This is a genomic window from Photorhabdus antumapuensis (assembly GCF_020387775.1).
Taxonomy (GTDB): Bacteria; Pseudomonadota; Gammaproteobacteria; order Enterobacterales; family Enterobacteriaceae; genus Photorhabdus; species Photorhabdus antumapuensis.
Window position 1 is genome coordinate 40,103 of record NZ_JAHZMK010000011.1, and the last position, 26,099, is coordinate 66,201.

Here is a 26,099-nt window from a genome sequence, read left to right on the forward strand (position 1 = left end):
GTTTCAAGCGGCTTCTGTTCTCTGCTTTTTAACGCGGGCAGGAACAGCCAGTACTTCTGGCTCAAACTCATCGACATTAATAGAACGTAGACGACTTGCTTCAGCACGTTTTAGAATTGCGGCCTCGTCTGGCGTGATCTTACGTTCTGCGAGTGCCCGTTCCGCCAGTTTATCCAGGCCAGTAAAGCCAAGACGTTTGCCAGCTTCGCGGCTTAGACGGGCGTGGATTGGTTCTGCGGCAATAATATCGTGCAGAGCTTCTTCCAATAATCCGTGAGGGTTATGTTTGCTTGGTGTCAGATACTGACCACGGCCAATACGATCACGGGTAGCTGAAGGCTGTTGTAAGAGCTGTGCCAGTTTGTGATCCAGACGGTCAGATGGTGCTGAATGTACACGGCCTAACGGGAAGACAATAACACGCATCAGACCAGCAACCAGACGGTTCGGGAAGTTACTCAGTAAATTATCTATCGCCTGCTCTGCCTGATACAAACTATCTTGAACGGCCCACTGAACTAGCGGTAAATCTTCTTTTTGACGACCTTCATCTTCATAGCGTTTCAAAGTCGCGGAAGCCAGATAGGTTTGACTCAGAACGTCGCCAAGACGGGCGGAGACACGTTCGCGACGTTTCAAGCTACCACCTAATACCCCCATTGCCACATCTGATAATAGCGCAAGGTTGGCACTCAGGCGGCTTAACTGTTGATAGTAACGGCGGGTTGCATCATTGACCGGTGTGCTGCTGGTACGGCCATTGGTTAAGCCAAGCCAGAAGCTGCGTAACATGTTACTAGCAACGTGACCAAGGTGGCTAAACAATGCTTTATCAAAGTCTTTAATACGGTTATTTTCAGCCGCGGCCATTTCATCAAGTACATAAGGATGGCAACGGATAGCTCCTTGACCGTAGATAATCATGTTACGGGTCAGAATATTGGCACCTTCAACGGTAATGGCGATAGGTGCACCTTGATAAGTGCGAGCAAGGAAGTTGGATGGACCAAGGCAAATACCTTTACCACCGGCAATATCCATTGCGTCAATAATTGAGCGTTGGCCTCGGTGAGTGCAGTGATATTTCACGATAGCGGATAACACAGAGGGTTTTTCACCTAGCATAATACCGGTTGTTGCCAGTGTTGAAGCGGCATCCATTAAATAGGCGTTACCGGCAATGCGTGCCAGCGGTTCTTCAATCCCTTCCATTTTACCAATTGGCATTTTGAATTGGCGGCGGATATAAGAGTATGCGCCAATCGCCATAGCAACACTTTTCAAACCGCCGGTTGCATTTGATGGCAGAGTGATACCACGGCCAACAGACAGACACTCAACCAGCATACGCCAGCCTTGTCCGGCCATTTTTGGCCCACCAATAATATAGTCAATTGGAACAAAGATATCTTTACCGCGAGTTGGGCCATTCTGGAATGGAATGTTCAGTGGGAAATGGCGATGACCAATTTCTACCCCCGGTACATTGGTCGGGATTAATGCACAGGTAATACCCAATTCTTCTGTATCACCCAATAAATGGTCAGGGTCAGACAGTTTGAAAGCCAGACCGAGTACGGTAGCGATAGGTGCAAGAGTGATATAACGTTTGTTCCAGGTCAGGCGCATACCCAGAATTTGTTCACCTTGCCATTCTCCCATACAGACTACGCCTGTATCTGGGATTGCTCCGGCATCAGAGCCAGCTTCCGGGCTGGTCAGTGCGAAACATGGGATCTCTTCACCACGGGCCAGTCCAGGTAGATAGTGGTTCTTTTGCTCTTCGGTGCCATAATGCTGTAACAATTCACCAGGGCCGAGAGAGTTAGGTACACCTACGGTGATTGCCAGAATGCCGGATGTACCCGCCAATTTTTGCAGGACTCGTGCCTGTGCATAGGCTGAGAATTCCAGACCGCCATACTCTTTTTTAATGATCATGGCAAAGAAGCGGTGTTCTTTCAGGTAACGCCATAACTCAGGCGGTAAATCAGCAAGTTCATGGCTTATCTGGAAATCATTGGTCATACGGCAAGCTTCTTCTACCGGGCCATCCAGAAATGCTTGTTCTTCAGCGGTTAACTGAGGCTTTGGATAATCATGTAATTTTTTCCAGTCGGGCTTACCGCGGAATAGTTCGCCTTCCCACCAGGTAGTACCTGCATCAAGAGCTTCTTTTTCCGTGCGAGATAGACTTGGCATCACTTTACGGAAAGCTTTTAAGGCCGGAGCAGTAAGTAAGGAGTGGCGAGTTGGCGCAAAATTCAGCGGGAACAGAATAATGGCCATGGGTAACAACATCCAGTAGCTCCATGCATCAATAGCGCCCATCAAGGCGGTATAGACAAGGAGCAGTAGGCTGCTAAGACTGAGATTGACTTTGTGATAGCAAAGTATCCCAATCAATACTAAGAATAGAACAATACTCAATGTGGTCATAATAAAAGCTCCTGGTTAATCTCAGGGTCAGGTAAGTCATCGGAGGTCGGACCTGTTGTGGTGTTCTTCTCTTTTTAGACCAGGAAATTGCTTTTAGCAATATCTTTACATCTTAATTACAATGTAGCTCACAAACTCATGGTGATCGGGTGCGGATTAATTTTCCAGAAACGTGATGTTGTCTTCTTTCAATTCTCTTGATCCGGTAAACTGCCATCTGACACAACATTATTAAAGATTACCTGACCGAAGTGAGGAGCCTATGTATCAAGACTTGATCCGTAGTGAATTGAATGAAGCCGCGGATACGCTGGCAAAGTTTTTAAGTGACGATGCAAATATTGAAGCAATTCAAAAAGCCGCAGTATTGCTGGCTGATTCATTTAAAGCGGGTGGCAAGGTACTGTCCTGCGGTAATGGTGGTTCGCATTGTGATGCGATGCATTTTGCTGAAGAATTGACAGGCCGTTACCGCGAGAATCGCCCTGGCTATCCGGCGATTGCGATTTCTGATGTCAGCCATCTTTCCTGCGTCAGTAATGATTTTGGTTATGAATTCGTTTTTTCCCGTTATGTGGAAGCGGTCGGGCAAGCAGGGGATGTCTTGCTGGGTATCTCCACTTCCGGTAATTCCGGCAATATTATCAAAGCAGTTGAAGCTGCCCGTTTAAAAGGCATGAAAGTGATTACGCTGACAGGCAAAGATGGCGGTAAAATGGCAGGAACGGCGGATGTGGAAATTCGTGTGCCGCATTTTGGTTATGCAGATCGTATTCAGGAAATTCATATCAAAGTTATTCATATCCTGATTCAACTTATTGAAAAAGAGATGGTTAGAGCTTGATTTTACAGGCTACAGAGGTGGGCAATGTGTGAGTTACTTGGCATGAGTGCAAATGTGCCAACAGATATCTGCTTTAGTTTACGTGGTCTGATTCAGCGTGGCGGTCATACTGGGCCCCATAAAGATGGTTGGGGGATCACTTTTTATGAGGGGCGGGGCTGTCGCACATTTAAAGATCATCAACCAGGTTACCATTCACCCGTTGCCCGTTTTGTACAAGAGTATCCGATTAAATCCAGAGTGGTGATTTCGCATATCCGGCAGGCTAATCGGGGTAATGTTGCGTTGGAAAATACCCATCCTTTTATCCGTGAGATGTGGGGGCGCAATTGGACCTATGCCCATAATGGGCAACTTAAGGGTTATCGGCGGCTTAAAACCGGTCAATATCGCCCAGTCGGGCAAACTGACAGTGAACATGCTTTTTGCTGGATTTTACATCAACTTTCACAAAAATATCCAAGGACGCCCTCTAACTGGCCTGCGGTTTTTCGTTTTATTGCCTCACTAGCGGATGAACTCAGGAAAAAGGGGGTATTCAATATGTTGCTGTCAGACGGGTGTTTTGTGATGGCATATTGTTCAACCAACCTTTATTGGATTACCCGTCGGGCGCCGTTTGGAAAAGCAAAACTTCTCGATCAGGATGTTGAAATTGATTTCCAGCAACACACTCAGCCAGATGATGTCGTTTCTGTCATTGTCACTCAGCCTTTAACCGGCAATGAGTCCTGGAACCAGATCGCGCCGGGTGATTATGCGCTATTTCATCTTGGTGAGCGCATATTGTGATTGATTCTGCAAAGATGGCGATTTATAAGGTGTTGCGTTAACCGTATATTGACCATTAATGACGCTAATCGCTGCCGGTCGGTTATTTTTGACAAAATATTCATAGGCCGGTTGTAATTGCAACCAAAACAGATAATGGGAGGATAAGCGGTGACGTAACATATTCTGCGGTGTCATTCTGAATGGGTAAATGCTGATATCAATTTCATACTGTCCGCGCAATAATGCACTCTCTGCATAATGGTAGATCTCATCCATATAACCGTTAGTCATCGCGTAACAACCGACAGATTTACACTCTCCGTGGATCATTAAATGGTTGCCGGAATAGCCTCTGGATTTATCGTATTCATTTGGAAAACCGAGATTAATAGATCGGTAATACCGACTATTTGGATTTAGCTGACGGGTTTTCACACGATAAAAACCTTCTGGGCTTTTCAAATCACCTTCTGTGGTTTTGGGGCCGAGGCCACCAGAGTAATTGCAAATGGGGTAGCTTTTAGCCAGTTGGTAGTTTCCATGATTATTTTTAGTGTACAGCTCCAGTATCCGCTCTTCTTTGAATATTTGGATAAAGAGGGGAGAACCGGGTGGCGCGGGGGAGATTTTATTAAGTTTAATTAAAGTATCCTGAGCGTGGACAGGTAGGGATGAACTAAAAGACAACAATGTTATTACAGCAAATGCAGCAGTTTTTTTCATGTGACTACCGTATAGAGATGTCGTGGGCTAACCTGGAATTTGGCTTAAGATTGCCATGAGTGATCGACTTTGTGAATAAAAAATAATAACGATGGCTTTATCCTGCAAAGTGATTGTGAGATCAAAAAATAATCAGCTGTCGGGAAAGGTGATACAATAGTTCGTTTTTTGCGATCGGTTAATCGTTGAGTGCCAAAATTATTCCTGTTTGCTTGAACTAAATCACTTGATTAGTCAGACAGTCTAAGAAGGGAGATGTTAAAATTGCCGCCCGGAGATTAAAAGAAAATCGTAACAATTATCGGAGAATTATAACCTGGGCACGATTCGTGACTTAAGGGGTTTTTTATAGAGTGGCTATATTACCACCAGGTAATCTGTAGCATATGATTTAATTGATAAACTTGTGCAAATCTTATGATTAAAATTAAAAAAGGACTCGACCTCCCGATTGCAGGAGCGCCTGCTCAAGTAATAGAAGACGGTCCGACGATTCGCCATGTAGCACTGTTGGGTGAAGAATATGTTGGAATGCGTCCTTCTATGTTGGTGAGGGAAGGTGAGCATGTTAAGAAGGGACAGATTCTTTTTGAAGATAAAAAGAATCTTGGTGTGGTTTTCACCAGCCCAGCTTGTGGGCGGGTTGTGGCGATTAATCGTGGTGAGCAACGTGTTTTGCAGTCAATTGTGATTGAGATAACGGGAGACGAACAGGTTGATTTTGACCGTTATGATCGCTCCCAATTTTCTCAATTATCCCGAGAACAAGTGGAAAAGAATCTAATTGATTCCGGGTTATGGACTGCACTACGTATCCGTCCTTACAGCCGAAGTCCTGTTCCCGGCTCCTCGCCAAAAGCAATTTTTGTAACCGCTATGGATACTCAGCCTCTGGCTGCGAATCCACAGGTTATTATTGCTACCGATAAAGAGGCTTTTGTTGATGGTCTGAATGTACTGACTAAACTGACCGAAGGTAAAGTCCATGTTTGCCATAGTGCAGGAAGCTTGCCGAATGTCGGTAATAATGCACAAATCACTTATAATCAGTTCGCTGGTCCACATCCTGCGGGGCTCGCTGGAACTCACATCCACTTTATTGAACCCGTCAGTGCGGCTAAAACCGTATGGCACCTGGGATATCAGGATGTGATTGCTATCGGTAAATTATTCACTACCGGTACACTTTATACTGATCGTGTCATTGCACTGGCTGGTCCACAGGTTGAGAAACCACGTCTTATACGTACTTGTTTGGGGGCTGATCTGTTTGAGTTAACTCAGGGTCAGCTTACAGAGGGTGAAAACCGTATTATTTCAGGTTCCGTATTATGTGGTACGCAGTCAGATGATGCTCATCACTATCTCGGCCGTTTCCACACCTTAGTTTCTGTTTTGCGTGAAGGTCGCGAAAAAGAGCTATTTGGTTGGATCATGCCGGGTATCGATAAATTTTCTATTACCCGCACCACCATTGGTCATTTCCTGAGAAATAAGCGCTTTGCTTTTTCAACCACAATGAATGGCGGTGAACGTTCTATGGTACCAATCGGTAACTATGAGCGTGTTATGCCTTTGGATATCATGGCAACACATTTGCTGCGGGATCTGTTGGCGGGTGATACCGATAGTGCTCAGGCACTGGGTTGTCTGGAGTTAGATGAGGAAGACTTGGCACTTTGTACCTATGTCTGCCCTGGCAAATATGAATATGGTCCGGTACTGCGTGAAGTGCTGACTAAGATTGAGCAGGAAGGATGATTTCATGGGCCTGAAAAACTATTTTGAAAAAATTGAGCACCACTTTGAGCCCGGAGGCAAATTAGAAAAATATTATCCGTTGTATGAAGCGGTAACGACGGTTTTCTATACACCAGGTACAGTCACTTCTGGCCTTGCCCATGTCCGTGATGCCATCGATCTAAAGCGTATGATGATCATGGTATGGCTGGCCGTATTCCCGGCAATGTTTTGGGGAATGTATAACGTTGGTCAGCAGGCGATCCCTGCGTTGTATCATTTATACAGTGGCACAGAATTACAGCAAATTCTGGCATCTGATTGGCACTATCGTGTTGCTCAGTTTTTCGGTGCATCACTGACTCCCGGCGCTAGCTGGTGTAGCGAAATGTTGCTTGGTGCAACTTACTTTTTACCTATTTACATCGTTGTATTTGTGGTTGGTGGCTTTTGGGAGGTTCTGTTTGCCATTATCCGTAAGCATGAAATTAACGAAGGATTTTTCGTTACTTCTATTTTGTTTGCGTTGATTGTTCCTCCTACTATTCCTCTGTGGCAGGCGGCGCTAGGTATTACATTCGGTGTTGTAATTGCGAAAGAGGTATTTGGTGGTACAGGTCGTAATTTCCTGAATCCGGCACTGGCTGGCCGTGCTTTTCTATTCTTTGCTTATCCTGCACAGATTTCAGGTGATTTGGTATGGACTGCGGCTGATGGTTTCTCTGGTGCGACCCCGTTATCTCAATGGGCGGCGGGTGGTAGTCAGGGATTAGTCAATACAGTTACCGGTCAGCCTGTTACCTGGATGGATGCTTTTATTGGCAATCTTCCGGGTTCTATTGGTGAAGTTTCTACGCTGATGATTTTCATTGGCGGTGCGATCATTCTGTTTACCCGCATTGCTTCATGGCGCATTGTCGCTGGCGTCATGTTGGGTATGGTGGCAACTTCCTACTTGTTTAATGCTATCGGTTCAGACACTAACCCGCTGTTTGCTATGCAGTGGTACTGGCACATGGTTCTGGGTGGTTTCGCTTTTGGTATGATTTTTATGGCAACAGATCCGGTATCCGCCTCATTTACCGATAAAGGTAAATGGTGGTACGGCATTCTGATTGGTGTGATGTGTGTTCTGATCAGGGTCGTTAACCCGGCATACCCGGAAGGCATGATGCTGGCGATTCTGTTCGCCAACCTGTTTGCGCCATTGTTTGATTATCTGGTAGTACAGGCCAATATTAAGCGGAGAAAAGCCCGTGGCTAATGATAAACCAAAAAATAATGACAGCATCGGCAGAACGTTTATCGTTGTTTTTGTGCTATGTCTCGTTTGTTCAATTGTTGTAGCAGGCTCTGCGGTAGGGCTGAAATCTCAGCAACAGGAACAAAAACTGCTGGATAAACAGCGTAACATTCTCGATGTCGCCGGGTTATTAACCCCCCAAATGAGTGTTGATGAGCTTAAAGAAACGTTCAAAAGCCGTATTAAAACTGAACTACTGAATCTGGATACGGCAACGCTTGAAAAGAGTCATGGCAAATTTAACCTGAATGATGCGTTGCGCAGTGATGATACCAGTATCGCATTACCTCCTGAGAAGGATCTGGCGAAAATCCGCCGTCGCGCCAATATGGCGGAGATCTATCTGGTGAAGAATGAGCAGGGTGAAACCAGTGAAATCGTTCTGCCGGTTTATGGTTCTGGTCTGTGGTCTGTCATGTATGCCTTTATCTCTGTTGATGTGGATGGCAAAACTGCCCGCGGGATTACCTATTATTCACACGGAGAAACCCCGGGGCTGGGTGGTGAGGTCGATAATCCACAATGGCGTAAAAAGTGGATAGGTAAAAAACTGTATAACGATGAAGGCCATCCGGCGATCAAAATTGTCCGTGGCGGTGCTGCTGCCGATAATCCTTATGGTGTTGATGGCCTATCCGGTGCGACTCTGACCTCTGCTGGTGTGCAGAATATGTTTAATTTCTGGTTAGGGGATAACGGTTTTGGTCCGTTCCTGAAAAAAGTACGCGAAGGAGCGTTGAAAGATGGCTGATAGTAAAGAAATAAAACGCGTCCTTCTCGGACCACTATTGGATAGCAACCCGATTGCATTGCAGGTTCTGGGGATCTGTTCCGCGCTGGCGGTAACAACCAAACTGGAAACTGCGTTGGTGATGACAATCGCTGTGACGTTGGTTACTGCTTTTTCCAGCTTTTTTATCTCGTTGATTCGTCATTACATCCCTGGCAGTGTGCGAATTATTGTCCAGATGGCGATTATTGCATCATTGGTTATCGTGGTAGATCAGATTTTACAGGCTTATGCTTATGAAATTTCCAAGCAGTTGTCTGTATTTGTTGGTCTTATCATTACTAACTGTATCGTGATGGGACGTGCGGAAGCTTATGCTATGAAGTCTCCACCTATTGAGAGCTTTATGGATGGTATCGGTAATGGCTTGGGGTATGGCGTTATTCTGGTACTGGTTGGTTTTCTGCGTGAGTTGTTTGGCTCCGGCAAATTGTTCGGTATTACCGTTATGGAATCCGTACAGAATGGTGGCTGGTATCAGCCTAATGGCTTGTTCTTGTTAGCACCTAGCGCGTTTTTCATTATTGGTATGCTGATTTGGGGTCTGAGGACTTTAAAACCGGCTCAGGCTGAGAAGGAGTAACTGACAACATGGAACATTTTATAAGCCTGTTTGTCCGTGCCGTCTTTATTGAGAATATGGCGTTGGCTTTCTTCCTCGGTATGTGCACTTTTTTGGCCGTATCGAAAAATGTCACGACAGCGTTTGGTTTAGGCATTGCAGTAACGGTAGTTCTCGGGATCTCTGTTCCTGCCAATAACCTCGTTTATAACTTTGTCTTGCGTGACGGTGCATTGGTTGAAGGGGTTGATCTCAGTTTCCTGAACTTTATTACGTTTATCGGCGTGATTGCTGCATTAGTGCAGATTCTTGAAATGATCCTTGATCGTTATTTCCCTTCACTCTATAACGCGCTCGGCATCTTTTTGCCACTGATTACGGTTAACTGTGCGATTTTTGGTGGTGTCTCTTTCATGGCGCAGCGTGACTATAACTTTTCTGAATCCATCGTATATGGCTTTGGTTCAGGTATAGGCTGGATGCTGGCAATTGTTTTGCTAGCTTCTATCCGTGAAAAAATGAAATATGCTGATGTTCCGGCAGGTCTGAAAGGATTGGGGATCACCTTTGTCACCACGGGTTTGATGGCATTGGGTTTTATGTCCTTCTCTGGTGTGCAGTTATAAAGGCGAGAAGCGTTCATGGATATAATAATTTTAGGCGTAGTGATGTTTACCCTGATTGTGTTGGTACTAACGGCCCTGATTTTGTTCGCAAAATCAAAGTTAGTTAACACCGGGAATATTAAAGTTGAAGTTAACGGTGATCCGGAAAAGAGCTTTACCGCTCCTGCCGGTGATAAGTTGCTGAATATGTTATCAAGCCAGGGCATTTTTGTCTCTTCTGCCTGTGGTGGTGGTGGCTCTTGTGGGCAGTGCCGTGTAAAGATTAAAGATGGTGGTGGCGATATTCTGCCAACAGAGCTTTCCCACATTAGTAAGCGTGAAGCGAAAGAGGGTTGCCGTCTGGCCTGTCAGGTTAATGTAAAACAGGACTTGAAAATCAAATTACCGGAAGAGATATTCGGTGTTAAGAAATGGGAGTGTGAAGTTATCTCCAACGATAACAAGGCCACTTTCATCAAAGAGCTGAAATTGAAGATCCCTGATGGGGAAGTTGTACCTTTCCGTGCTGGTGGCTATATTCAGATTGAGGCTCAACCACATACAGCTCGTTACGCAGATTATGATGTGCCGGAAGAATACCGTGAGGACTGGGATAAGTTTAATTTGTTCCGTTTTGTCTCTGAGGTGAAAGAACCGACGATTCGTGCTTACTCAATGGCAAACTACCCAGAAGAACACGGTATTATCATGCTTAACGTTCGTATTGCGACGCCGCCGCCAAGAAATTCGGAAGCGCCGCCGGGAATTATGTCTTCTTATATTTGGTCACTGAAATCAGGTGATAAAGTGACTATTTCTGGTCCATTCGGTGAATTTTTCGCAAAAGATACTGATGCGGAAATGATCTTCATCGGTGGTGGTGCGGGTATGGCACCCATGCGTTCTCATATTTTTGATCAGCTTAATCGATTGAATTCAAAACGTAAGATCAGCTTCTGGTATGGTGCTCGTTCTAAACGTGAAATGTTTTATACCGAGGATTTCGATCAGCTAGCGGCTGAAAATGAAAACTTTACCTGGAATGTGGCTCTATCTGATGCACTGCCTGAAGATAACTGGGATGGTTACACCGGCTTTATCCATAATGTTTTGTTTGAAAACTATTTGAAGGACCATCCGGCTCCTGAAGATTGCGAATTCTACATGTGTGGACCTCCGGTAATGAATGCCGCAGTGATCAAGATGTTAAAAGATCTTGGTGTTGAGGATGAAAACATCATGCTGGATGATTTCGGTGGCTGATAGGCCATAAACGGTTTGATTTAATGCTGGCGCCCACAATTTGTGGGCGCTGGTGGTTCAGAAAGGTAATGAATTGTGCGTAAAAAGATAAGTAGCTGGATAGCGTTAATGTTTACAGTGCTGTTGTTGGCAGCATGTGATGGTCAGGAGCAGCAAAATATTCATGGGCAAACGATGGGGACTTATTACTCCATTAAATTTGTCACTGGTTCGTCGGCCCTCTCGCCAGAAATTTTGCAAAAAGAGATTGATCGTCTGCTGGAAGAGGTTAACGACCAGATGTCAACTTATCGTCCTGATTCTGAATTGAGTCGTTTTAATCAAAGTCGTGAAATTAATAAGCCATTCCCGGTATCACCCGCGGCAGCCAACGTGGTTAAGGAAGCGATCTACATTAATAAATTGACGGATGGGGCGTTGGATGTGACGGTTGGCCCATTGGTTAATTTATGGGGGTTTGGTCCTGAGGGGCACGTGACGAAAGCACCTTCTGCAAGTGAACTGGAAAAACGCCGTGAATGGACTGGGATTGAAAAACTGGTAGTAGAAGGCAATAACCTGATTAAAATTGTTCCGGAGCTGTATGTCGATTTGTCATCTATTGCTAAAGGTTATGGAGTGGATGTTGTTGCTGAATATCTGGAATCACAGAATATCAAGGATTATATGGTTGATATTGGCGGTGAAGTCCGTACATCAGGCCATAATGGTAAAGATCTGCCGTGGCGGATTGCGATTGAAAAGCCATCTGACACCGGAATGGCACAAAGTGCTCAGGAAGTGATAATGCCTGGGAATATGTCGATAGCGACTTCTGGTGATTACCGTAATTACTTTGAACAAGATGGTGTACGCTATTCACATACGATTGACCCAAAAACGGGGAACCCTATTTCTCATAACTTGGTCTCTATTACGGTGATTGCCCCAGTTTGTATGAGTGCTGATGGGCTTTCTACTGGACTGAATGTTTTAGGGCCGGAAAAAGGGATGGAAGTGGCAGAAAATCTGAATATCCCGGTTTTTATGGTTATAAAAACGAAAAATGGTTTTGAAGAGCGTTACAGTAAAGCCTTTGAGCCATACCTACAGAAAAATCAATGAGAAGGGGAAGGAAGTGCTGAAAATATTTATTGCAGCCTTCGTCTTTTTCCTGCTGGCTTTTGCGGGAATGTCGTTAGGTTATATGGTTAAACGTAAGAGCATACAAGGAAGCTGTGGTGGTTTAAGCAGCATTGGTGTGGATAAAGTATGTGATTGTCCAGAACCCTGTGATGCCCGTAAGAGACGTATGGCGCGTGAGGCTGCGCGGCAGGTTCAATTAGAGAAACATCGGATTATCTGAGTTTAACAAATCTGCGGAATTCTCCTTCCTGAATACTAATTGAGAGTAAAGCGAATTTTTAGTATTAGGGGGGGAGATGGATAGCAAATAGTCCAAAGGGTTGTCAGGTTGCTGCCATTGATTTTAGTATCAGGCCACATTTCGTAAACCAGACCGATTAAAACAGTATAAAGCAAGTTTAATCTGGTATGTGCAGGTTCTTCTTTTATTTACCATAATTCCCTAGTTATGAAGAAATTAAAATAATAATATTAATCACATAACTTAATATCTTTTACATAGGTATTAGGCGACATCCAGGATATTCTTTCACATACTAAATAATTCTCACTTTTTAATTTATAATCCACATAAAAAGATATTGGAAAACTCGAAAAAAATGAGATGACAGTTATCATTCCAAAACAGTTAATAAAATTATCATGATATTTTGGACAACGGCTAGTTATATTAAAGAAAATAACAAAAATCATGCTATATGAAAGTAGAGGAAAAGAAAAAAACAGTAAAAAAACATGACCTGAGAATGTTATTTTATCTTCCATTTTAATTAAGGAAATTAAATTTCCCCCAGTTAAAAATAAACCAGATAGCGCTAAAATAAAAATAGCAAAAGCACCGATGATATGTATAATCTTTTTTTTATTTACCATGATTCCCCCAGTTATGAAGAAATTGATTGAAATTAGCTTCTGGCGTTCTTGGTTTTCTTTCTATTTCTTTTTTGATCAAATTAATCACAGTTTCACTAATTTTAAATTTTTTATCTAATGAATCAAGTATAGATACCGTTGCAACACCTATAGCAAGCATAATACCAGCCACAGCAATTACACTACCACCTGTTACAAAGAAAACTGAAAGGACAGTCCTACAACCCAAGAAGCAAAAGCCCCTACTGCCGCCTTAGCCAGATCTACTGCAATATTGCCTAAGAAATCAGCCAGTGTGTATTCATCCTTAAAGATGTATTCAACAGCTCGATAAGCTGAGGAAAATAATATGTTGAATTTAATTCCCTTAACTATGCCACTATTTATTCCCTGCTGCCCTATCCCCATAGATATCATCTTCATGTTAGAAGCGCTGTATCTTGAAGAGGTGATGATTTTTCTAAGCCCCGCATGACCTGAGATTTTAATATATCTTTGCCCATTTTTACCAACATACTCTGTGGCTTTAATTCCTATTCTTTTAAATTCTCCTACTACGTTTACAAAGTCAAAAGAGTCACGTATATTACCTGCATAGGGCGATATAGGATCGGAAATCGAAAACACTTTCTTTATAAATGGGCTTTTTGGTTGTGGAGAATCAATATCCTCTAAAACATTTTTCGCTTCCTCTAAGGATAGTAGCGCAATATGCGTTGTATTATCGTTTAATTGTTTCTCAAGGCCAATAGCATCAAAGGACTGGTGTTCAGATTTTAACTGATTAATCCCAACATGATCTCTTAGAAAATCCCCCATATAGCCTTCCCAAGAGGGCCTGTATCTTTTATTCCCGTTATCTTTCAAGTTGCCTCTTTGTTGGCTGCACTCGCTCACCCCGGTCACATAGTTAGCTATGCTCCCAGGGATTCACTCCCTTGCCGTCGCGATGCATCTTGAAATCCATAGGGTATATATGTCATCGTGAAGTCTCCTTTAATATTCTTAAAATCAAAAATCGTCACATCGGTATTTAACGGACGGAGTTTCCAATTTGAGTATAACATCATTGTGTAAAAAAAAGCCACATCGGTTGCATAATAGCAAAATGTTGGATAAGCGCAATGTGTCAGCCGTTATATTCCTGCATCATAATGGCTAAAATCATCTCTGATGGGATAACACCATAGACTCAAGCCCTTTAAAGGTTCGGATTTTTATAATGTTTAAAACTGAGTAACAGAATGGAGCCCCATACCCAAGTCTGATTTAACCTGACAAGATGGGGATTAATATAAGTGTGGAAATGAAAAAACAAATGCTTTAAATTCTGTTATCCCAACCATCTCCAATAAGTGAAACTATTAACTCTAACAGGTAAATAAAATCCTCATGTTTATGGATATGTTGAACCTAAAATTACCGCGATACACTTCGACTCTATCCTAATTCTGCTGTGACCCTTATTTAAAGCAAAAATTGTGACTTTGTGAAACTACATGATGATAATCAATATATGAGATAAAGTTACGCATTGATTGGAGGTTATTATGTTAATAACAGGTTTACGCCAACAGGGTGGGGCAGTAGGCATAAAATTGGATGTAAAATCGTCAGGCGACGGAATAAGTATCAAATCAGCGGGTAGCATTGCCAGAGGCAGGAAGTCTCTCTCTGAATTGTTGCAGGGCATTGATGAAACAGAAGTGCGAACTTTCAACGAAGCAACAGCCGACTATCTAAATTCTCATCCTGTTGGTAATGAGGTGATTTAATAATTCGTAGAAGGAATGTCCCAAGCAAGGGTGAAATCTGGCATGCTAACGGCGATCCCGTTAGCGGCAGAGAGTTTAAAAGGGTACATTACTATCTGATTATCTCTTTCGGCATAAGCTGAACCTAATGTCGTTGATGAGGTTTTAGCTAAAGTAATAAATATTTTAGATCCTCAATTAAATTGATCGTCAAATTTTGGGGGCCTTCCACAGGAGAACATAAAATCTATGGTCACCCCCGTTTTTGCAACCAGGCTCTTATTGAAAAAATAAGAGCTTAAAAATATTCTGTCAGGCGAAATTAGGAATTTCACATTTGAGATATTCTTTTATCTTTGATTTCAGATTTAGCGCCTTTAATTAAAGTAGGCAATATAGGTATATTTTGCTGACTTATTTGTTGCTTAATATGCTGCACCACATAGGCGGCATCCTGATTAATCCCCATAAAACGCCCAGAACCCCATGTATATAACCATGGCAAACCAATAAATGTAACATCCGGATCGATGGTAATACCACGGTCATGTTTTGGATAACCATTGGCTTGAAAAATATCTAAATCAAGCCATGAATAATCTGGTCTAAAACCAATACACCAAATCACGGAAGTGATATTTTCTTTTGCTAAATCAATGTGTGTGATTTCTTGTTCAGGCTGCCAAACAGGTTGATACACCGACGCAGGTTCATCGGTTGCAATACTGTTTTTCTCTAAGTACTCATCAATTGAGGCATTAATGCGATTATAAATGGCATCGGCACGGTCCAGGTTTTCTGATAAATTTGGACTAAACCAGAATTGACCTTCTTTAAAGTCATCAAAATGTCCGAACAGTTGCATACCTTCTAAGGCAAATTTACGCAGGTCAATATCACGCCCACCATCACGCCCTGTGACATAGTGGTTGGTGCTGTTACGTACTTCTTCACTATAACGATGATTGTTGACAGTAGTTTCGTAATAACCCATATCAAACAGCCATTTCACCACATCTTTACCGCGATAGAAGCGAGCGCAACGTGGTGCATTGCCCGTCGATAAATAGACTTTTTTGCCTGCCAGATGTAAATCTTCGGCAATCTGTGCACCGGACTGCCCTGATCCAACCACCAACACCGCTCCTTCAGGCAGTTGATCTGCATTTAAATACTCTTCCGAATGCATCACTTTCACATGCTTAGGCAAGGCATCGCTTAGTTTTGGATAAATCGGAGTGTGATACCCACCTGCGGCAACGACAAGCTGTTTGGCTGTAGTGGTACCGTGATTGGTTTTAATGACAAACTCATGTGCTGCCACTTTTTTCACATGTTCTACCTGAATATTTAAAATGGCAGGAGGATTAATTTTTTCAATAAATTCGTCAAGATACTCCACAATCTCAGGCTTAGTCATAAAGCCGTCAGGATCTTTTCCCTGATAGGGATGTTCAGGTAATAGACACTGCCAATTCGGTGTCACCAAGGTAAAATTATCCCAACGTTTACGGCGCCAGCTATGGGTCAACTCAGATTCTTTTTCCAATACTACATGGTCAATGCCTGCTTTTTGTAAATAGTGACTGATACATAAGCCAGCCTGACCACCACCAATAATCACCACATCATAATGTGGCTGTAACATTTGATTTTGGATATTTAACATGGAACATCCCTCTCATTGATTCGTCATTTCAATAACTTCAATTTGATCTTCCGGGCTTGGCCCAAAGAATTTGGCTTGGCGTTTGATCATTGCCAGAGTATCCATGGCCGAACTACAGACAAAGCCATAACGTGCCTGTACCCTTTCCGATGCGGCATTCAGGCCATTTTCAACCTGATGTAAGAACTGCGTACTTGGGTAACGTTGACCAATGGACAGATATTCATAAATCACCGTTGAGGGTGAGTAATATTGAATCAGCTCCCCATCAGGCCATTTCACGGTAAAATTCACACTGGGCATAACATCGACTCCTGCTGATTTTTAGCCTCAATCTGCATGGATTGAGTCTGTAACTTTGTTAAAACGTCGACATAACAAAAACCGGTAAACATTTGGCTGTTAAAATCCCAAAATATGTCGTACTGCTGCTGTTGCTGCACGGCAACCTCACCACTGACATTGGTTTCACCAATCACCGCGCAGGCAATGCCTTGGCTGTGAAACAGCTCGATAATTTCTTCACATTTATTTGCATCGGCAGTCAGTAAAAAACCAAAACTGGGGAAAATTTGTAGCCATTTAAACCAGTCCACATCGTCAGGTTTAGGAATGGCATCTAAGTTGATATGTGCCCCCGATGCTGTAGCTTCGAGCAGCATCAACAAACTGCCTAAAATGCCGGCATTGCTAATATCACGGGCGGCATGAACCCGATTTGCCTCTGCCAATTGCGGCAATAAGGCAATTTGTGACTGTAAAATGTGGTCAGGCACCCGTTCAAAGCATTTCCAATAAGTGGTATTGGTGTGGAATTGCCCTTGCAGATTTAACGCAATCAGAATTTTTTGTTGTGGTTTGACATGCAACACCGAGAGCAGTTTTTGCGCTATGCCTTGAATCGCAACGGATAAAGTGGGCTGATAAACGACGGCAAGATTGGTATGCCCACCGACCAATGGTACATCATAAGCACGACAAGCATCCTGCATACCTTGCATTAACAACTGGGCATGTTCGCTACTGGTATGCCAAAAGCTGTTCACCACGGACAACGCCCGGCCACCCATGGCTGCAATATCACTCATGTTCGCCATCACCGCTGACCATCCGGCAAAATAAGGGTGATTGGTCACAAAACTGGGTAGCATGCCTTCACAGGCGTGCAATACATATTGACCATTTAGCGGCAGTGCCGCCGTGTCATCTCCGGGATAGGCATATAAGCTATCCAATGAATCCACATGGCAAGTTGTATTGACTGAAACCGTGTGAGCAATCGCCTGCTTGGATTGCATAGCGGGTGTCTGTTTTAACATTTCGAGTAGTTGATTGAGTTCCATCATCGCGTCTCCTTCTGCATATAGGCTTGCATCGGGATATGCTGTAACGGATAGTTTTCAATCTGTGCCTGCATCAACACATGTGGAATGTTGGCAACGGTCAACTGACGCAAACTATCCCAACATAACCTTTGAAAATAGCGTTCATTTTGACTTTGCACGGTGGCTAAAAAGGTACGGCATCCCAAGTTCTTGGCGGTTGATACTGCGGTATTGATTAATGCTTTACCAATAATATGGTGACGTCGATATAAAGGCTCTACGCATAAACGCCCGCCATACCATGTCTGTTCGCCATCAGGGAAAATCCGCACTGCACCAATCACCCGGTCATGCTCACCAAACATTTTCCCAATGGCAACAATGCCTAATGCTTCAACATCGTGCTCGTCACGATCTTCTTTCAAGATTTTTTGTTCATCGCGAAAGGTTACTTCACGCAGACGATAATATTGGCGACGCTCCCAATCTTCCGACACAATTTTGATAGCAATGTCATCGCTAAGAAATGGTTTCAGCCCGTCATTTAGCTTAAGCAGCCAAGGATAGTGAGAAAGTTCCATATCACATTCTCCTTATTCATACGCTTTCAGCGAAGAGCAAGCGCCACATTTGGCACAGCCTGCTTGAGTATTTTCCGAGTGCAATCCATGTTGTTTAAGTTGCTGTCCAATTTTCGGATAAAGCGACTGCATAAAAGCGTGATCAGGTTTAGGATGATGCTCTAATGGTGTACCTTGAATCGGCACAAACGGCACCACAAATGGATACACCCCCATTTCCGTCAGTTTGGCGGTCATCTCCACGATTTCCAGTTCGGTGTCGCCCAAACCGGCCAAAATGTAGGTACTGACCTGTCCCCGACCGAACACCGCAACGGCTGCCTCAAATGCCGCAAAATATTTTTCCAACGAGACTTCGGCTTTGCCCGGCATAATTTTCTGCCGTATACGCTCGCTCACTGCCTCAAGGTGCATCCCAATCGACACAGCTCCTGCATCTTTTAAACGTTGAAACCAGGCAAAATCATCGGGTGGTTCGCACTGTACCTGTATCGGCAAATCTACTTGCGCCTTAATCGCGTTAACGGAATCATATAAAATTTTTGCCCCACGATCTCCCGTATTTGGCGTACCGGTGGTGATCACCATTTGCTTGACGCCATCCAATTCAACGGCGGCTTTCGCGACTTCTGCCAATTGTTCCGGGCGTTTACGGATCAAGGTTCGACCTTCTTTCAAAGACTGATCAATCGAGCAAAATTGGCAGGCAGTTGCCTTATCCTTCATACGAATGCAATGCTGTAACACCGTTGTTGCCAATACATCATGGCTATGTAAGGTCGCAATTTGTTCATAGGCAATGCCTTCGGCAGTTTTTAAATCATAAAAACGAGGTCGTGCAGGTGCGGTTAAGGTCGCCACTGGAATCCGGTTTTTAAAGACAATCACCTTGTCAGAGTGCGGTTCAGGTTTTGCGGTATAGGGAGAATCTTGTGCTGCAAGGTTCAGCACCGGAATCATCATAGTCTGCCCGTCAAGGCTCAACGCTTTATGATCGCTTGGCCCTGCGCCACCTTTACGCGACAAACCAAACTTGCCTTCCCATTTCAGACCATTACACTGCAAATCGGTCAATAGTTGTATTGCAGACATCTTTACCCCCTATCGATTGGGTTTACATCAAGACGGTTTCGACATGTTCTTCATTGGATTTTGAGTGCTTTTCGGGATGACTTTGATCGGATGTTTCAACTTTCAGTTCGTGTAATACCTGTGTTGGACGACGATCAATCAATAAGCTGAGTAATTCAGGACGGCTGTAATGTCCAATCGAATCCATCATGCGTTTGCGTTTATCAATCAGGTTGAAGTCCAGATCGGCAATGCAATAACCTTCACCTTGCGTGATCGGTTCGGCCAGGAACTTGCCTTCGGGAGAAACAATGGCGGTAAAACATCCTCCTGAAATTGGACCGATATCACAGCCAGTATCCTGCATAATTTGCTGTTGCTGTTCGGGATGCAGCCATGCGGTGGCATTGACCACAAAACAGCCAGATTCTAAAGCATGGTGTTGAATGGTTGCGTTGATTTGATCGGCAAAGACTTGTCCTACCAACGAACCAGGAAACATGGAAGCATGAATTTGCTCACCATCTGCCATCAAAGAAAAACGTGCCAACGGGTTGTAATGTTCCCAACATGCCAGCGAACCAATACGTCCCACCGCAGAATTAATGGCACGTAAACCACTGCCATCACCTTGTCCCCACACCATGCGTTCATGGTAAGTTGGGGTAATTTTGCGGCGATGCTGAATGATTGAACCGTCGGCATCAAATAACAGTTGGGCGTTATAAATCGTACTGCCCGCACGTTCATTAATGCCAATCGACACCACCATGCTGGCCTCAAGACAGGCTTGACCAATTGCTAAGGTTACTTCGGAAGGTACAACCACCGATTCATTCAACAGCTTTAAATGTTCTTTACCCATGGCGAATGGCGGTTGTACGAAGGAAAAATAAGGGTAATAAGGCACGACGGTTTCAGGAAAGACTGCAAATTGCACTCCTTGTTTTCCAAGCTCTAAAATAATGTCACAGATTTTTTTTACCGTTGCGGCTTGACTATAAAGCACTGGGCTACATTGTACTGCGGCAGCTTTAATTATTCGGTTCATAACCTTATCCCCTCATGGTTTATGTTTACTTAGACAGTCCAAGTGTCAATGATTAAGGCATTGTCACGACGCATCAGCAGTTTTAAATCCATTACATCCAGTGGGTTAATTGGGCGAATTCCCGGAATAAGCGCTTTTTCGGTTTGACCATACATCGCTTGCAACGCAAAACGGCAGGCATAGACTTCGCCACCTTCTTCCATAAAGGCTTTCAACTGATTATTGACGGCCAGATGACCCGGAAAAGCTTCTGCCCCTAAAGTTGGAAAACCACGTTGTACACCCAACTGCACGCCTGGGCCGTAAAGCAAGATTTTGGTTTCAAAGCCTTTACGCAATAAACGCTTTGCCTGTAACACATTGATCAATCCAATTGATCCCTCAAATGCAACGGTATGGAAAGTCACCAATGCTTTTTCACCCGGCAGGGCTTTGACGTCCTCAAATACTTTTTCTTCATAATCAACGAGAAAATCGCCATCTTTATATTGTTCGATATCAATGTTTGGCATAGCAGCCTCCTAGTTCAATGTTATTTGGGAATGAACCAACATGTAGTCTAGTCTGACTGTATTAATGCGAGAGCTGTGCCAAGTTATACTTTTGGGCGGAGGTTAATTACTATCAAATTGAAAAATAACATTTAATTTTTATAAAAATATTTTTTTGGAGATAAATTGAACTGCTGGGAAGTTACGATTTTTCGTAGTATTATGAAATTCCATAACTTAAATTATGAAAATTCATAGTATGAATACAACTGACTTTATCTCGGACTGGGTAGTTTCTGAAGACTCGATTCGCCCGTTGGTATTTGAACACACGTCACAGGCATTAATTGTGCTAGACCCACATCAAAACCAGTTTATTGATGTGAATATCAGTGCCACCCAACTATTACGCTATGAACGTCATGAAATTATTCAAAAAACGGTGACTTCCATTTTTGGTCATTTCAGACAACTGCCATATCTTATGGCATTTACCGAAGGCGCTTTGGCAAAAGGTTGGGCCTGGAACAATGAGTTGTATATCTTTGATAAAAATGGTGAAAAAATCCAGTTGGATATTACTTCCATTTCATTGCCCTATAAAAACAAAACGTTGCTGATATGGTCGCTGGTGGATGTCAAAGATTTAGAGCTGCGTCAATTCAATACAAATGCTGATAAAGTCATTGGTACAGGTTTAAAAGAGTCGCAAGCCTTGCAAGAACTGTTTATTGACTCCGACACAGGCAAGCATTTATTACTGAGTTCAGTCGGTGACGGTATTTACAGTATTAACAAACAAGGCTTATGTACCTTTATTAACCCTGTCGGGGCTAAAATGTTGGGACTGCAACTTGAAGATACACTGGGTAACAATATCCATGAGATTCATCACCATACCCATGAAAATGGTGAACCCTATCCTGAAGAAGAGTGCCCGATTTATGCGGCGGTACATGATGGTATTGTACATGAAGGTATTCAGGAAACTTTTTGGCGCCGTGATGGCAGTTGCTTTCCGGTGGAATTTACCAGTACCCCAGTGATTTGTGACAGTGAAATTATTGGCGCGGTGGTGGTGTTCCGCGATATTACCGATCGGCTGAATACTGAAAAACAACTGACCCATGCCCTTGAAGAACTGCAAGATTTAAAAAGCCGCCTGGAACAGCAAAATGAATATCTGCAAGAAGAAATTTTACAAGAAAATCAATATCATGAAATTATTGGCAGCAGTGCATCCATTTTACAGATTATTGAAAAAATCGAGGTGGTCGCCTCAACTGATGCCAACGTGATGATTTATGGTGAATCAGGTACAGGCAAAGAACTGATTGCCCGTGCCATTCACCAATCCAGTCACCGTAAACAGCAACCACTTATTCGAGTCAATTGTGCTGCCATTCCTTCGGAACTGTTTGAAAGTGAATTTTTCGGACATGTCAAAGGTGCATTTACTGGGGCTGTGCGTGACCGTGCCGGACGTTTTGAATTGGCAGATCAGGGCACACTGTTTTTAGATGAAATTGGCGAAATTCCTATCGAGCTACAAAGTAAACTGCTGCGTGTATTGCAGGAAGGAACCTTTGAGCGGGTCGGCGAAGAAAAAACGCGACATGTGAATGTGCGGATTATTGCTGCTACCAACCGCAATTTAAAAGAAGAAGTTAAACACAAGCGCTTTCGTGAAGATCTGTATTTCCGTTTAAATGTATTCCCGATTTATGCACCGGCTTTACGTGACCGTAAAGAAGATATTCCACTTTTGGTTACGCATTTTACTAAGTCGATTTGTGACAAGCGTAAAATGAATTATCTACCATTTTCACAAAAGCATATTTTGGGACTACAGCAATATGACTGGCCTGGCAATATTCGTGAGTTGCAAAATGTCATTGAACGCGCACTCATTACAGCAAAACAAGGCGCTGTTTCCTTTAAATATTTGCTAGAGCAAGATCAACAGCAAAATGAAACTACGCATCAGGATATTCACAATAAACTTCAACAAATTGAAGTCGTGCTGACCATGCAGCAACTGAAAGAGTTGGAAATTAAAAATTTCTCTCTTGCTGTTAAACAATGCAAAGGAAAAATTTTTGGTGATGACGGTGCAGCAAAATTGTTGGGAATGAACCCAACGACATTGATCTCACGCTTAAAGAAATTGCGAATTGATTATTAAAAATCTTATCTTGAGTTTGGAAAATGCACCTCAGCAGCAAAAACCCGCAAAAAATTGCGGGTTCTGTCTATATAGGGTTTTATCTGATAGGGCAAAGTGTTCCTTCAAAATAATGACTGGAGACGTTTCTTTCTGGGAACCGCCAATTCTTATTTTGTTTTAAAGGTACTGAACAGCTTGGGAGAATCCACCAGCACACCATCGGCACCAAGCTCTTTAGCTTGTTTGAAATCTTCCTCAGTTTTAATGCCAAATAAAATGATGTTAGAACCACCCTTAGCACGGAAACACTCCATTGCTTCCTTATCCCATGATAATACTGATTTAGAGCGTGCTTCACCAAGAGTATATTTCTCAACAACTTCTACGTTACGGCGCATTTCCAAACCATACCAGCGAGCGGTGTCGGTATTGGCAGGGATATCACATTGGTGAGCCATTGTGATATTTGCCAGCATGGTGCGGGTTTTATCACGGCTTTCAAAACGCTGAATTGTTGCTGGTAATGCGTTAAGGTAAGTTTCGTTAGTGGAATAGAAACGGGTACGGGCAAGCGCTTTTTGTTTGGTCAGTACTTTTTCTAGTGTTTTGGCTTGCTGTGTTGGATCTGCATCCGGTGATTTCAGATCAATATAGAAGAAAGTATCTGGATATTTTTTTAAGACTTGTTCCAGTATTGGAATACCTAACCCTTTATTACGGAATGGATGATGACCATCAGAGCCAAATTTGTAACCGGCATCAAATTTAGCCAACTGACTTGCTTTATAACCAGAAACGAGTCCACTTTTATTGGTCAAGCTATTTAGGTCTGAGGGACGATAGAGTACTGGAATACCGTCCTTTGAAAGCTGAACAGTGATCCAAATAGCATCGGCTTTGTTCTCTAAGGACTTAGAAATTGCGTACTCGGTATTTTCAGGTGCATCACCTGTACCAGCACGATGAGCGATAATTTGTGGTGTTGTTGCGAAAGCGCTGGCAGAGCAGCAAAGTAGGATTGTAGCGGTAATTCCGTGTCGCATCATTTTCTCCATAATATCCAATTATAGTTAAATTAAAATAATTAACTTTATTAATGATTTCGTAATGAAATCAATTTTGAATGTAACACGGTTTTTTGAATTTTAAGTGAGAATTTGAATTTTTTTACATTTGCTATGTGCTCGTTGCAAATATTGTTTTACTGAACTAGAAGAAACCTGAAGTTGATCAGCTATTTCGCTATAACGCAGACCTTGTAGCTGTGCCAGCAAAAAAGCTCTTTTTACCTGGACTGGCAATTTATCCAGAGTGATATCAAGTTCTTCAAGCTGCTCAAATGTGGCGATTCTGTTTTCGGCAGAAGGCATGGTCATTTCTGGTGTGGAGTTTATATATTCCAAATAGCTCTCCTCGGTCTTTCTTCGACGGTAATAGTTGGCAACCAGACAGCGGGCCACGGTCGCCAGAAAAGGCCGTGGTTGGCGGATGTCTGACAAATTTGAACTTGATAGAACGTTCAGGAAAGTGTCCTGAGTGAGATCTTCTGCATGGCAGGGGCAAGGGACTTTATGGCGTAGCCAGTTATATAACCAGCCGTGATGCTCAAAGTAAAATTGTTGCGCAGAACTATTAATTTCAGAACTATTAATTTTAGGCATGGCTTTCTGTACTGCCATTATGATTTTCAATAGATTGGGAAAATGATAATGATTATTATTTTAATGTAAGCATTGGCTGTCAAGTGATTGTCATCACGTGAGGTTCTTAGATTACTGACTTTTAGAGTTTCGATTATCATTGCTGAGTTTTCATCAATGATAAAACAAGTGTTAAGGAAAGCCATTTTTTAGCTGTCAATGTGGTTTTAAAATCGGGAAAAAAGCGTAAGTTTGCGATGAAAAAACAGATAAAACTTTAATTATTAAAGGTGAAAATCAATGATTAAAGCTTTTTTAAAGCGGGTAAAAAACTTGATGTTATACTGGTATTGAAAGAGAAAACACTAGGAAAAATGGGTTTTAAATTGATTAATAAGGTGACAAAATAACTGGGTTAACCAAATAACAGGAATATTATATAAAAACATTTAACAGGATTAGCCGCATTAAAAAGTTTTCTCAAAAAAGATTTTACATTTTTGCATGATTACAAGAGGCTTTCGAAAAATCAAAGATAATTGTTAAAAAAAGCCGATAAGTCTTTTGATTAAACCTGATTAGCAGCAAAAAAGGATAAAAATATTTAACAGTATTAAAAACTATTAAAGAAATGGGCTTTGATTTAATACCATTAGCATATCCTTTACTCTTTCTGGTTTTAAATCTAAATGCCATTGTGGAAGCAGATAGCCGTCCGGGTATGAGTTATGGACTGGAGAAGACGTTAGAGCAACAGAACGGGTTCGCCAGCAATTGATGAAAAACCGAAGGGTGCTGGTTAATTAGTTGCTATTTAAATTTGATTGTCTACACATTCCACCCAAAAAAATGAGTTTGAATCTGTGTGCTTCTGAACTGACTATCCTTAAACAGAGCTAATTTTTTTCAATATCATAAAAAATGCAGAGTTAAACTTCTCTGGTGATTAATGCAAGGTCTATAAACCAGGCAAGGTAAATTTATTGAATAAAATTGTAGTGATTTAGCTCATTAAGACGGATTTTCAGCACGATTATTGGCATTTTTTTGTGATTCGTATCGCATTTAATTAAATTAATTGGGTATTAATTCACCTAACAATCAAGACATAGCCGATTTTTTGTTATATCTTTTTGTCTGAATATTAAACGGACAGTATTATTGATTGTATAAATTTATTGATGACAGAGCAGGGAGTACCCCCTGAATCTGTTTAATCAGGATTATCAATGTTGTTGCTATGTTCGGCATTCCTATATAAGACAAAAGAAAGATGGACAATCAAGCACGTTGTCGGTTCACTGAAGGC

General features: G+C 42.6%; 26 protein-coding genes. 12 read left to right on the forward strand and 14 right to left on the reverse strand.

The features are described 5' to 3' along the window. Nucleotides 1-3: 3 nt before the first annotated feature. The gene (gene fadE / locus KZ793_RS03305; RefSeq protein ID WP_225813500.1) at nucleotides 4-2,439 is read right to left on the reverse strand and encodes an acyl-CoA dehydrogenase FadE; all 2,436 of its coding nucleotides are present in this window, start codon (nucleotides 2,437-2,439) and stop codon (nucleotides 4-6) included. 262 nt (nucleotides 2,440-2,701) lie between these two features. Here fadE and lpcA point away from each other — a divergent pair, with 262 nt between their 5' ends. Both lpcA and KZ793_RS03315 read left to right on the forward strand, forming a co-directional pair. Continuing rightward, nucleotides 2,702-3,283 (forward strand): D-sedoheptulose 7-phosphate isomerase, encoded by a 582-nt coding sequence (gene lpcA / locus KZ793_RS03310; protein ID WP_225813502.1) that lies wholly within the window; start codon nucleotides 2,702-2,704, stop codon nucleotides 3,281-3,283. A gap of 24 nt (nucleotides 3,284-3,307) precedes the next feature. Further along, the gene (locus KZ793_RS03315) at nucleotides 3,308-4,075 is read left to right on the forward strand and encodes a class II glutamine amidotransferase (protein WP_225813504.1); all 768 of its coding nucleotides are present in this window, start codon (nucleotides 3,308-3,310) and stop codon (nucleotides 4,073-4,075) included. On the opposite strand, the gene KZ793_RS03320 is transcribed toward KZ793_RS03315, so the two are convergent. Next, nucleotides 4,046-4,780: a L,D-transpeptidase family protein gene (locus tag KZ793_RS03320; RefSeq protein ID WP_225813505.1), complete on the reverse strand. Its 735-nt coding sequence runs from the start codon at nucleotides 4,778-4,780 to the stop codon at nucleotides 4,046-4,048. The genes KZ793_RS03315 and KZ793_RS03320 overlap by 30 nt on opposite strands. A gap of 417 nt (nucleotides 4,781-5,197) precedes the next feature. Here KZ793_RS03320 and KZ793_RS03325 point away from each other — a divergent pair, with 417 nt between their 5' ends. The 8 genes from KZ793_RS03325 (at nucleotide 5,198) to nqrM (ending at nucleotide 12,388) form a co-directional block, all read left to right on the forward strand. Then, nucleotides 5,198-6,541, forward strand: coding sequence for a Na(+)-translocating NADH-quinone reductase subunit A (locus tag KZ793_RS03325; protein WP_225813506.1), 1,344 nt, complete (start codon nucleotides 5,198-5,200; stop codon nucleotides 6,539-6,541). Nucleotides 6,542-6,545: 4 nt separating this feature from the next. Further along, nucleotides 6,546-7,784 (forward strand): NADH:ubiquinone reductase (Na(+)-transporting) subunit B, encoded by a 1,239-nt coding sequence (locus KZ793_RS03330; RefSeq protein ID WP_225813510.1) that lies wholly within the window; start codon nucleotides 6,546-6,548, stop codon nucleotides 7,782-7,784. Beyond that, nucleotides 7,777-8,574, forward strand: a complete 798-nt coding sequence (locus tag KZ793_RS03335; RefSeq protein ID WP_225813512.1) for a Na(+)-translocating NADH-quinone reductase subunit C — start codon at nucleotides 7,777-7,779, stop codon at nucleotides 8,572-8,574. The genes KZ793_RS03330 and KZ793_RS03335 overlap by 8 nt, the downstream gene beginning before the upstream one ends. Further along, nucleotides 8,567-9,196 carry an NADH:ubiquinone reductase (Na(+)-transporting) subunit D gene (locus KZ793_RS03340; protein WP_225813514.1) on the forward strand — a complete coding sequence of 210 codons (630 nt, stop codon included), beginning with the start codon at nucleotides 8,567-8,569 and terminating at the stop codon, nucleotides 9,194-9,196. Before KZ793_RS03335 ends, KZ793_RS03340 begins: the two co-directional genes overlap by 8 nt. Nucleotides 9,197-9,204: 8 nt before the next feature. Further along, a complete protein-coding gene (nqrE, locus tag KZ793_RS03345; RefSeq protein WP_021322987.1) occupies nucleotides 9,205-9,801 on the forward strand; it encodes an NADH:ubiquinone reductase (Na(+)-transporting) subunit E in 597 nt (198 codons plus the stop codon). A 15-nt stretch (nucleotides 9,802-9,816) separates the two neighbouring features. Continuing rightward, a complete protein-coding gene (gene nqrF / locus KZ793_RS03350; RefSeq protein WP_225813515.1) occupies nucleotides 9,817-11,043 on the forward strand; it encodes an NADH:ubiquinone reductase (Na(+)-transporting) subunit F in 1,227 nt (408 codons plus the stop codon). A gap of 75 nt (nucleotides 11,044-11,118) precedes the next feature. After that, the gene (locus KZ793_RS03355; protein ID WP_225813516.1) at nucleotides 11,119-12,147 is read left to right on the forward strand and encodes an FAD:protein FMN transferase; all 1,029 of its coding nucleotides are present in this window, start codon (nucleotides 11,119-11,121) and stop codon (nucleotides 12,145-12,147) included. Between the two features lie 13 nt (nucleotides 12,148-12,160). Continuing rightward, entirely contained in the window at nucleotides 12,161-12,388 is a 228-nt protein-coding gene (gene nqrM, locus KZ793_RS03360; protein WP_225813517.1) for a (Na+)-NQR maturation NqrM, read from the forward strand. 251 nt (nucleotides 12,389-12,639) lie between these two features. On the opposite strand, the gene KZ793_RS03365 is transcribed toward nqrM, so the two are convergent. From KZ793_RS03365 to KZ793_RS03375, 3 genes are read right to left on the reverse strand one after another with little or no spacing between them, the layout of a single operon-like run. Further along, nucleotides 12,640-13,041 carry a DUF1240 domain-containing protein gene (locus KZ793_RS03365; protein WP_225813518.1) on the reverse strand — a complete coding sequence of 134 codons (402 nt, stop codon included), beginning with the start codon at nucleotides 13,039-13,041 and terminating at the stop codon, nucleotides 12,640-12,642. Continuing rightward, nucleotides 13,031-13,213, reverse strand: coding sequence for a hypothetical protein (locus KZ793_RS03370; protein ID WP_225813519.1), 183 nt, complete (start codon nucleotides 13,211-13,213; stop codon nucleotides 13,031-13,033). Before KZ793_RS03370 ends, KZ793_RS03365 begins: the two co-directional genes overlap by 11 nt. 20 nt (nucleotides 13,214-13,233) lie before the next feature. Further along, on the reverse strand, nucleotides 13,234-13,860 hold the full coding sequence (locus KZ793_RS03375; protein ID WP_225813520.1) for a hypothetical protein: 627 nt from the start codon (nucleotides 13,858-13,860) through the stop codon (nucleotides 13,234-13,236). Between the two features lie 731 nt (nucleotides 13,861-14,591). Here KZ793_RS03375 and KZ793_RS03380 point away from each other — a divergent pair. Beyond that, complete coding sequence (locus KZ793_RS03380) at nucleotides 14,592-14,816, forward strand: antitoxin (protein ID WP_225813521.1); 225 nt, start codon at nucleotides 14,592-14,594, stop codon at nucleotides 14,814-14,816. 310 nt (nucleotides 14,817-15,126) lie between these two features. Here KZ793_RS03380 and KZ793_RS03385 read toward each other — a convergent pair whose 3' ends face one another. The 7 genes from KZ793_RS03385 to KZ793_RS03415 are packed head-to-tail and all read right to left on the reverse strand — an operon-like array spanning nucleotide 15,127 to nucleotide 21,004. Further along, nucleotides 15,127-16,464, reverse strand: coding sequence for an MSMEG_0569 family flavin-dependent oxidoreductase (locus KZ793_RS03385; RefSeq protein WP_225813527.1), 1,338 nt, complete (start codon nucleotides 16,462-16,464; stop codon nucleotides 15,127-15,129). Nucleotides 16,465-16,476: 12 nt separating this feature from the next. Next, the gene (locus tag KZ793_RS03390; protein WP_036850058.1) at nucleotides 16,477-16,767 is read right to left on the reverse strand and encodes an MSMEG_0570 family nitrogen starvation response protein; all 291 of its coding nucleotides are present in this window, start codon (nucleotides 16,765-16,767) and stop codon (nucleotides 16,477-16,479) included. Beyond that, nucleotides 16,755-17,810: a sll0787 family AIR synthase-like protein gene (locus KZ793_RS03395; RefSeq protein WP_225813528.1), complete on the reverse strand. Its 1,056-nt coding sequence runs from the start codon at nucleotides 17,808-17,810 to the stop codon at nucleotides 16,755-16,757. Before KZ793_RS03395 ends, KZ793_RS03390 begins: the two co-directional genes overlap by 13 nt. Further along, nucleotides 17,807-18,370 (reverse strand): MSMEG_0567/Sll0786 family nitrogen starvation N-acetyltransferase, encoded by a 564-nt coding sequence (locus KZ793_RS03400; protein WP_225813529.1) that lies wholly within the window; start codon nucleotides 18,368-18,370, stop codon nucleotides 17,807-17,809. Before KZ793_RS03400 ends, KZ793_RS03395 begins: the two co-directional genes overlap by 4 nt. A 12-nt stretch (nucleotides 18,371-18,382) precedes the next feature. Beyond that, nucleotides 18,383-19,462: an MSMEG_0568 family radical SAM protein gene (locus KZ793_RS03405; protein WP_225813530.1), complete on the reverse strand. Its 1,080-nt coding sequence runs from the start codon at nucleotides 19,460-19,462 to the stop codon at nucleotides 18,383-18,385. A gap of 22 nt (nucleotides 19,463-19,484) precedes the next feature. Beyond that, entirely contained in the window at nucleotides 19,485-20,492 is a 1,008-nt protein-coding gene (locus KZ793_RS03410; protein WP_225813531.1) for a Nit6803 family nitrilase, read from the reverse strand. A gap of 29 nt (nucleotides 20,493-20,521) precedes the next feature. Further along, on the reverse strand, nucleotides 20,522-21,004 hold the full coding sequence (locus KZ793_RS03415; protein WP_225813532.1) for an MSMEG_0572/Sll0783 family nitrogen starvation response protein: 483 nt from the start codon (nucleotides 21,002-21,004) through the stop codon (nucleotides 20,522-20,524). Nucleotides 21,005-21,242: 238 nt separating this feature from the next. Here KZ793_RS03415 and KZ793_RS03420 point away from each other — a divergent pair, with 238 nt between their 5' ends. Further along, entirely contained in the window at nucleotides 21,243-23,168 is a 1,926-nt protein-coding gene (locus tag KZ793_RS03420) for a sigma 54-interacting transcriptional regulator (RefSeq protein ID WP_225813534.1), read from the forward strand. A 149-nt stretch (nucleotides 23,169-23,317) separates the two neighbouring features. Here KZ793_RS03420 and KZ793_RS03425 read toward each other — a convergent pair whose 3' ends face one another. Both KZ793_RS03425 and KZ793_RS03430 read right to left on the reverse strand, forming a co-directional pair. Then, a complete protein-coding gene (locus KZ793_RS03425; RefSeq protein WP_225813536.1) occupies nucleotides 23,318-24,193 on the reverse strand; it encodes a glycerophosphodiester phosphodiesterase family protein in 876 nt (291 codons plus the stop codon). A gap of 102 nt (nucleotides 24,194-24,295) precedes the next feature. Beyond that, nucleotides 24,296-24,829 carry a sigma-70 family RNA polymerase sigma factor gene (locus tag KZ793_RS03430; protein WP_225813538.1) on the reverse strand — a complete coding sequence of 178 codons (534 nt, stop codon included), beginning with the start codon at nucleotides 24,827-24,829 and terminating at the stop codon, nucleotides 24,296-24,298. Nucleotides 24,830-26,099 lie beyond the last annotated feature (1,270 nt).

What these genes read in the sequence shown, in the direction of transcription:
- fadE (WP_225813500.1), bottom strand. Translation starts at nt 2,439, where the DNA reads ATGACCACATTGAGTATTGTTCTATTCTTAGTATTGATTGGGATACTT.
- lpcA (WP_225813502.1), top strand. Translation starts at nt 2,702, where the DNA reads ATGTATCAAGACTTGATCCGTAGTGAATTGAATGAAGCCGCGGATACG.
- KZ793_RS03315 (WP_225813504.1), top strand. Translation starts at nt 3,308, where the DNA reads ATGTGTGAGTTACTTGGCATGAGTGCAAATGTGCCAACAGATATCTGC.
- KZ793_RS03320 (WP_225813505.1), bottom strand. Translation starts at nt 4,780, where the DNA reads ATGAAAAAAACTGCTGCATTTGCTGTAATAACATTGTTGTCTTTTAGT.
- KZ793_RS03325 (WP_225813506.1), top strand. Translation starts at nt 5,198, where the DNA reads ATGATTAAAATTAAAAAAGGACTCGACCTCCCGATTGCAGGAGCGCCT.
- KZ793_RS03330 (WP_225813510.1), top strand. Translation starts at nt 6,546, where the DNA reads ATGGGCCTGAAAAACTATTTTGAAAAAATTGAGCACCACTTTGAGCCC.
- KZ793_RS03340 (WP_225813514.1), top strand. Translation starts at nt 8,567, where the DNA reads ATGGCTGATAGTAAAGAAATAAAACGCGTCCTTCTCGGACCACTATTG.
- nqrE (WP_021322987.1), top strand. Translation starts at nt 9,205, where the DNA reads ATGGAACATTTTATAAGCCTGTTTGTCCGTGCCGTCTTTATTGAGAAT.
- nqrF (WP_225813515.1), top strand. Translation starts at nt 9,817, where the DNA reads ATGGATATAATAATTTTAGGCGTAGTGATGTTTACCCTGATTGTGTTG.
- KZ793_RS03365 (WP_225813518.1), bottom strand. Translation starts at nt 13,041, where the DNA reads ATGGTAAATAAAAAAAAGATTATACATATCATCGGTGCTTTTGCTATT.
- KZ793_RS03375 (WP_225813520.1), bottom strand. Translation starts at nt 13,860, where the DNA reads ATGGGGGATTTTCTAAGAGATCATGTTGGGATTAATCAGTTAAAATCT.
- KZ793_RS03380 (WP_225813521.1), top strand. Translation starts at nt 14,592, where the DNA reads ATGTTAATAACAGGTTTACGCCAACAGGGTGGGGCAGTAGGCATAAAA.
- KZ793_RS03385 (WP_225813527.1), bottom strand. Translation starts at nt 16,464, where the DNA reads ATGTTAAATATCCAAAATCAAATGTTACAGCCACATTATGATGTGGTG.
- KZ793_RS03390 (WP_036850058.1), bottom strand. Translation starts at nt 16,767, where the DNA reads ATGCCCAGTGTGAATTTTACCGTGAAATGGCCTGATGGGGAGCTGATT.
- KZ793_RS03395 (WP_225813528.1), bottom strand. Translation starts at nt 17,810, where the DNA reads ATGATGGAACTCAATCAACTACTCGAAATGTTAAAACAGACACCCGCT.
- KZ793_RS03400 (WP_225813529.1), bottom strand. Translation starts at nt 18,370, where the DNA reads ATGGAACTTTCTCACTATCCTTGGCTGCTTAAGCTAAATGACGGGCTG.
- KZ793_RS03405 (WP_225813530.1), bottom strand. Translation starts at nt 19,462, where the DNA reads ATGTCTGCAATACAACTATTGACCGATTTGCAGTGTAATGGTCTGAAA.
- KZ793_RS03410 (WP_225813531.1), bottom strand. Translation starts at nt 20,492, where the DNA reads ATGAACCGAATAATTAAAGCTGCCGCAGTACAATGTAGCCCAGTGCTT.
- KZ793_RS03415 (WP_225813532.1), bottom strand. Translation starts at nt 21,004, where the DNA reads ATGCCAAACATTGATATCGAACAATATAAAGATGGCGATTTTCTCGTT.
- KZ793_RS03420 (WP_225813534.1), top strand. Translation starts at nt 21,243, where the DNA reads ATGAATACAACTGACTTTATCTCGGACTGGGTAGTTTCTGAAGACTCG.
- KZ793_RS03425 (WP_225813536.1), bottom strand. Translation starts at nt 24,193, where the DNA reads ATGCGACACGGAATTACCGCTACAATCCTACTTTGCTGCTCTGCCAGC.
- KZ793_RS03430 (WP_225813538.1), bottom strand. Translation starts at nt 24,829, where the DNA reads ATGGCAGTACAGAAAGCCATGCCTAAAATTAATAGTTCTGAAATTAAT.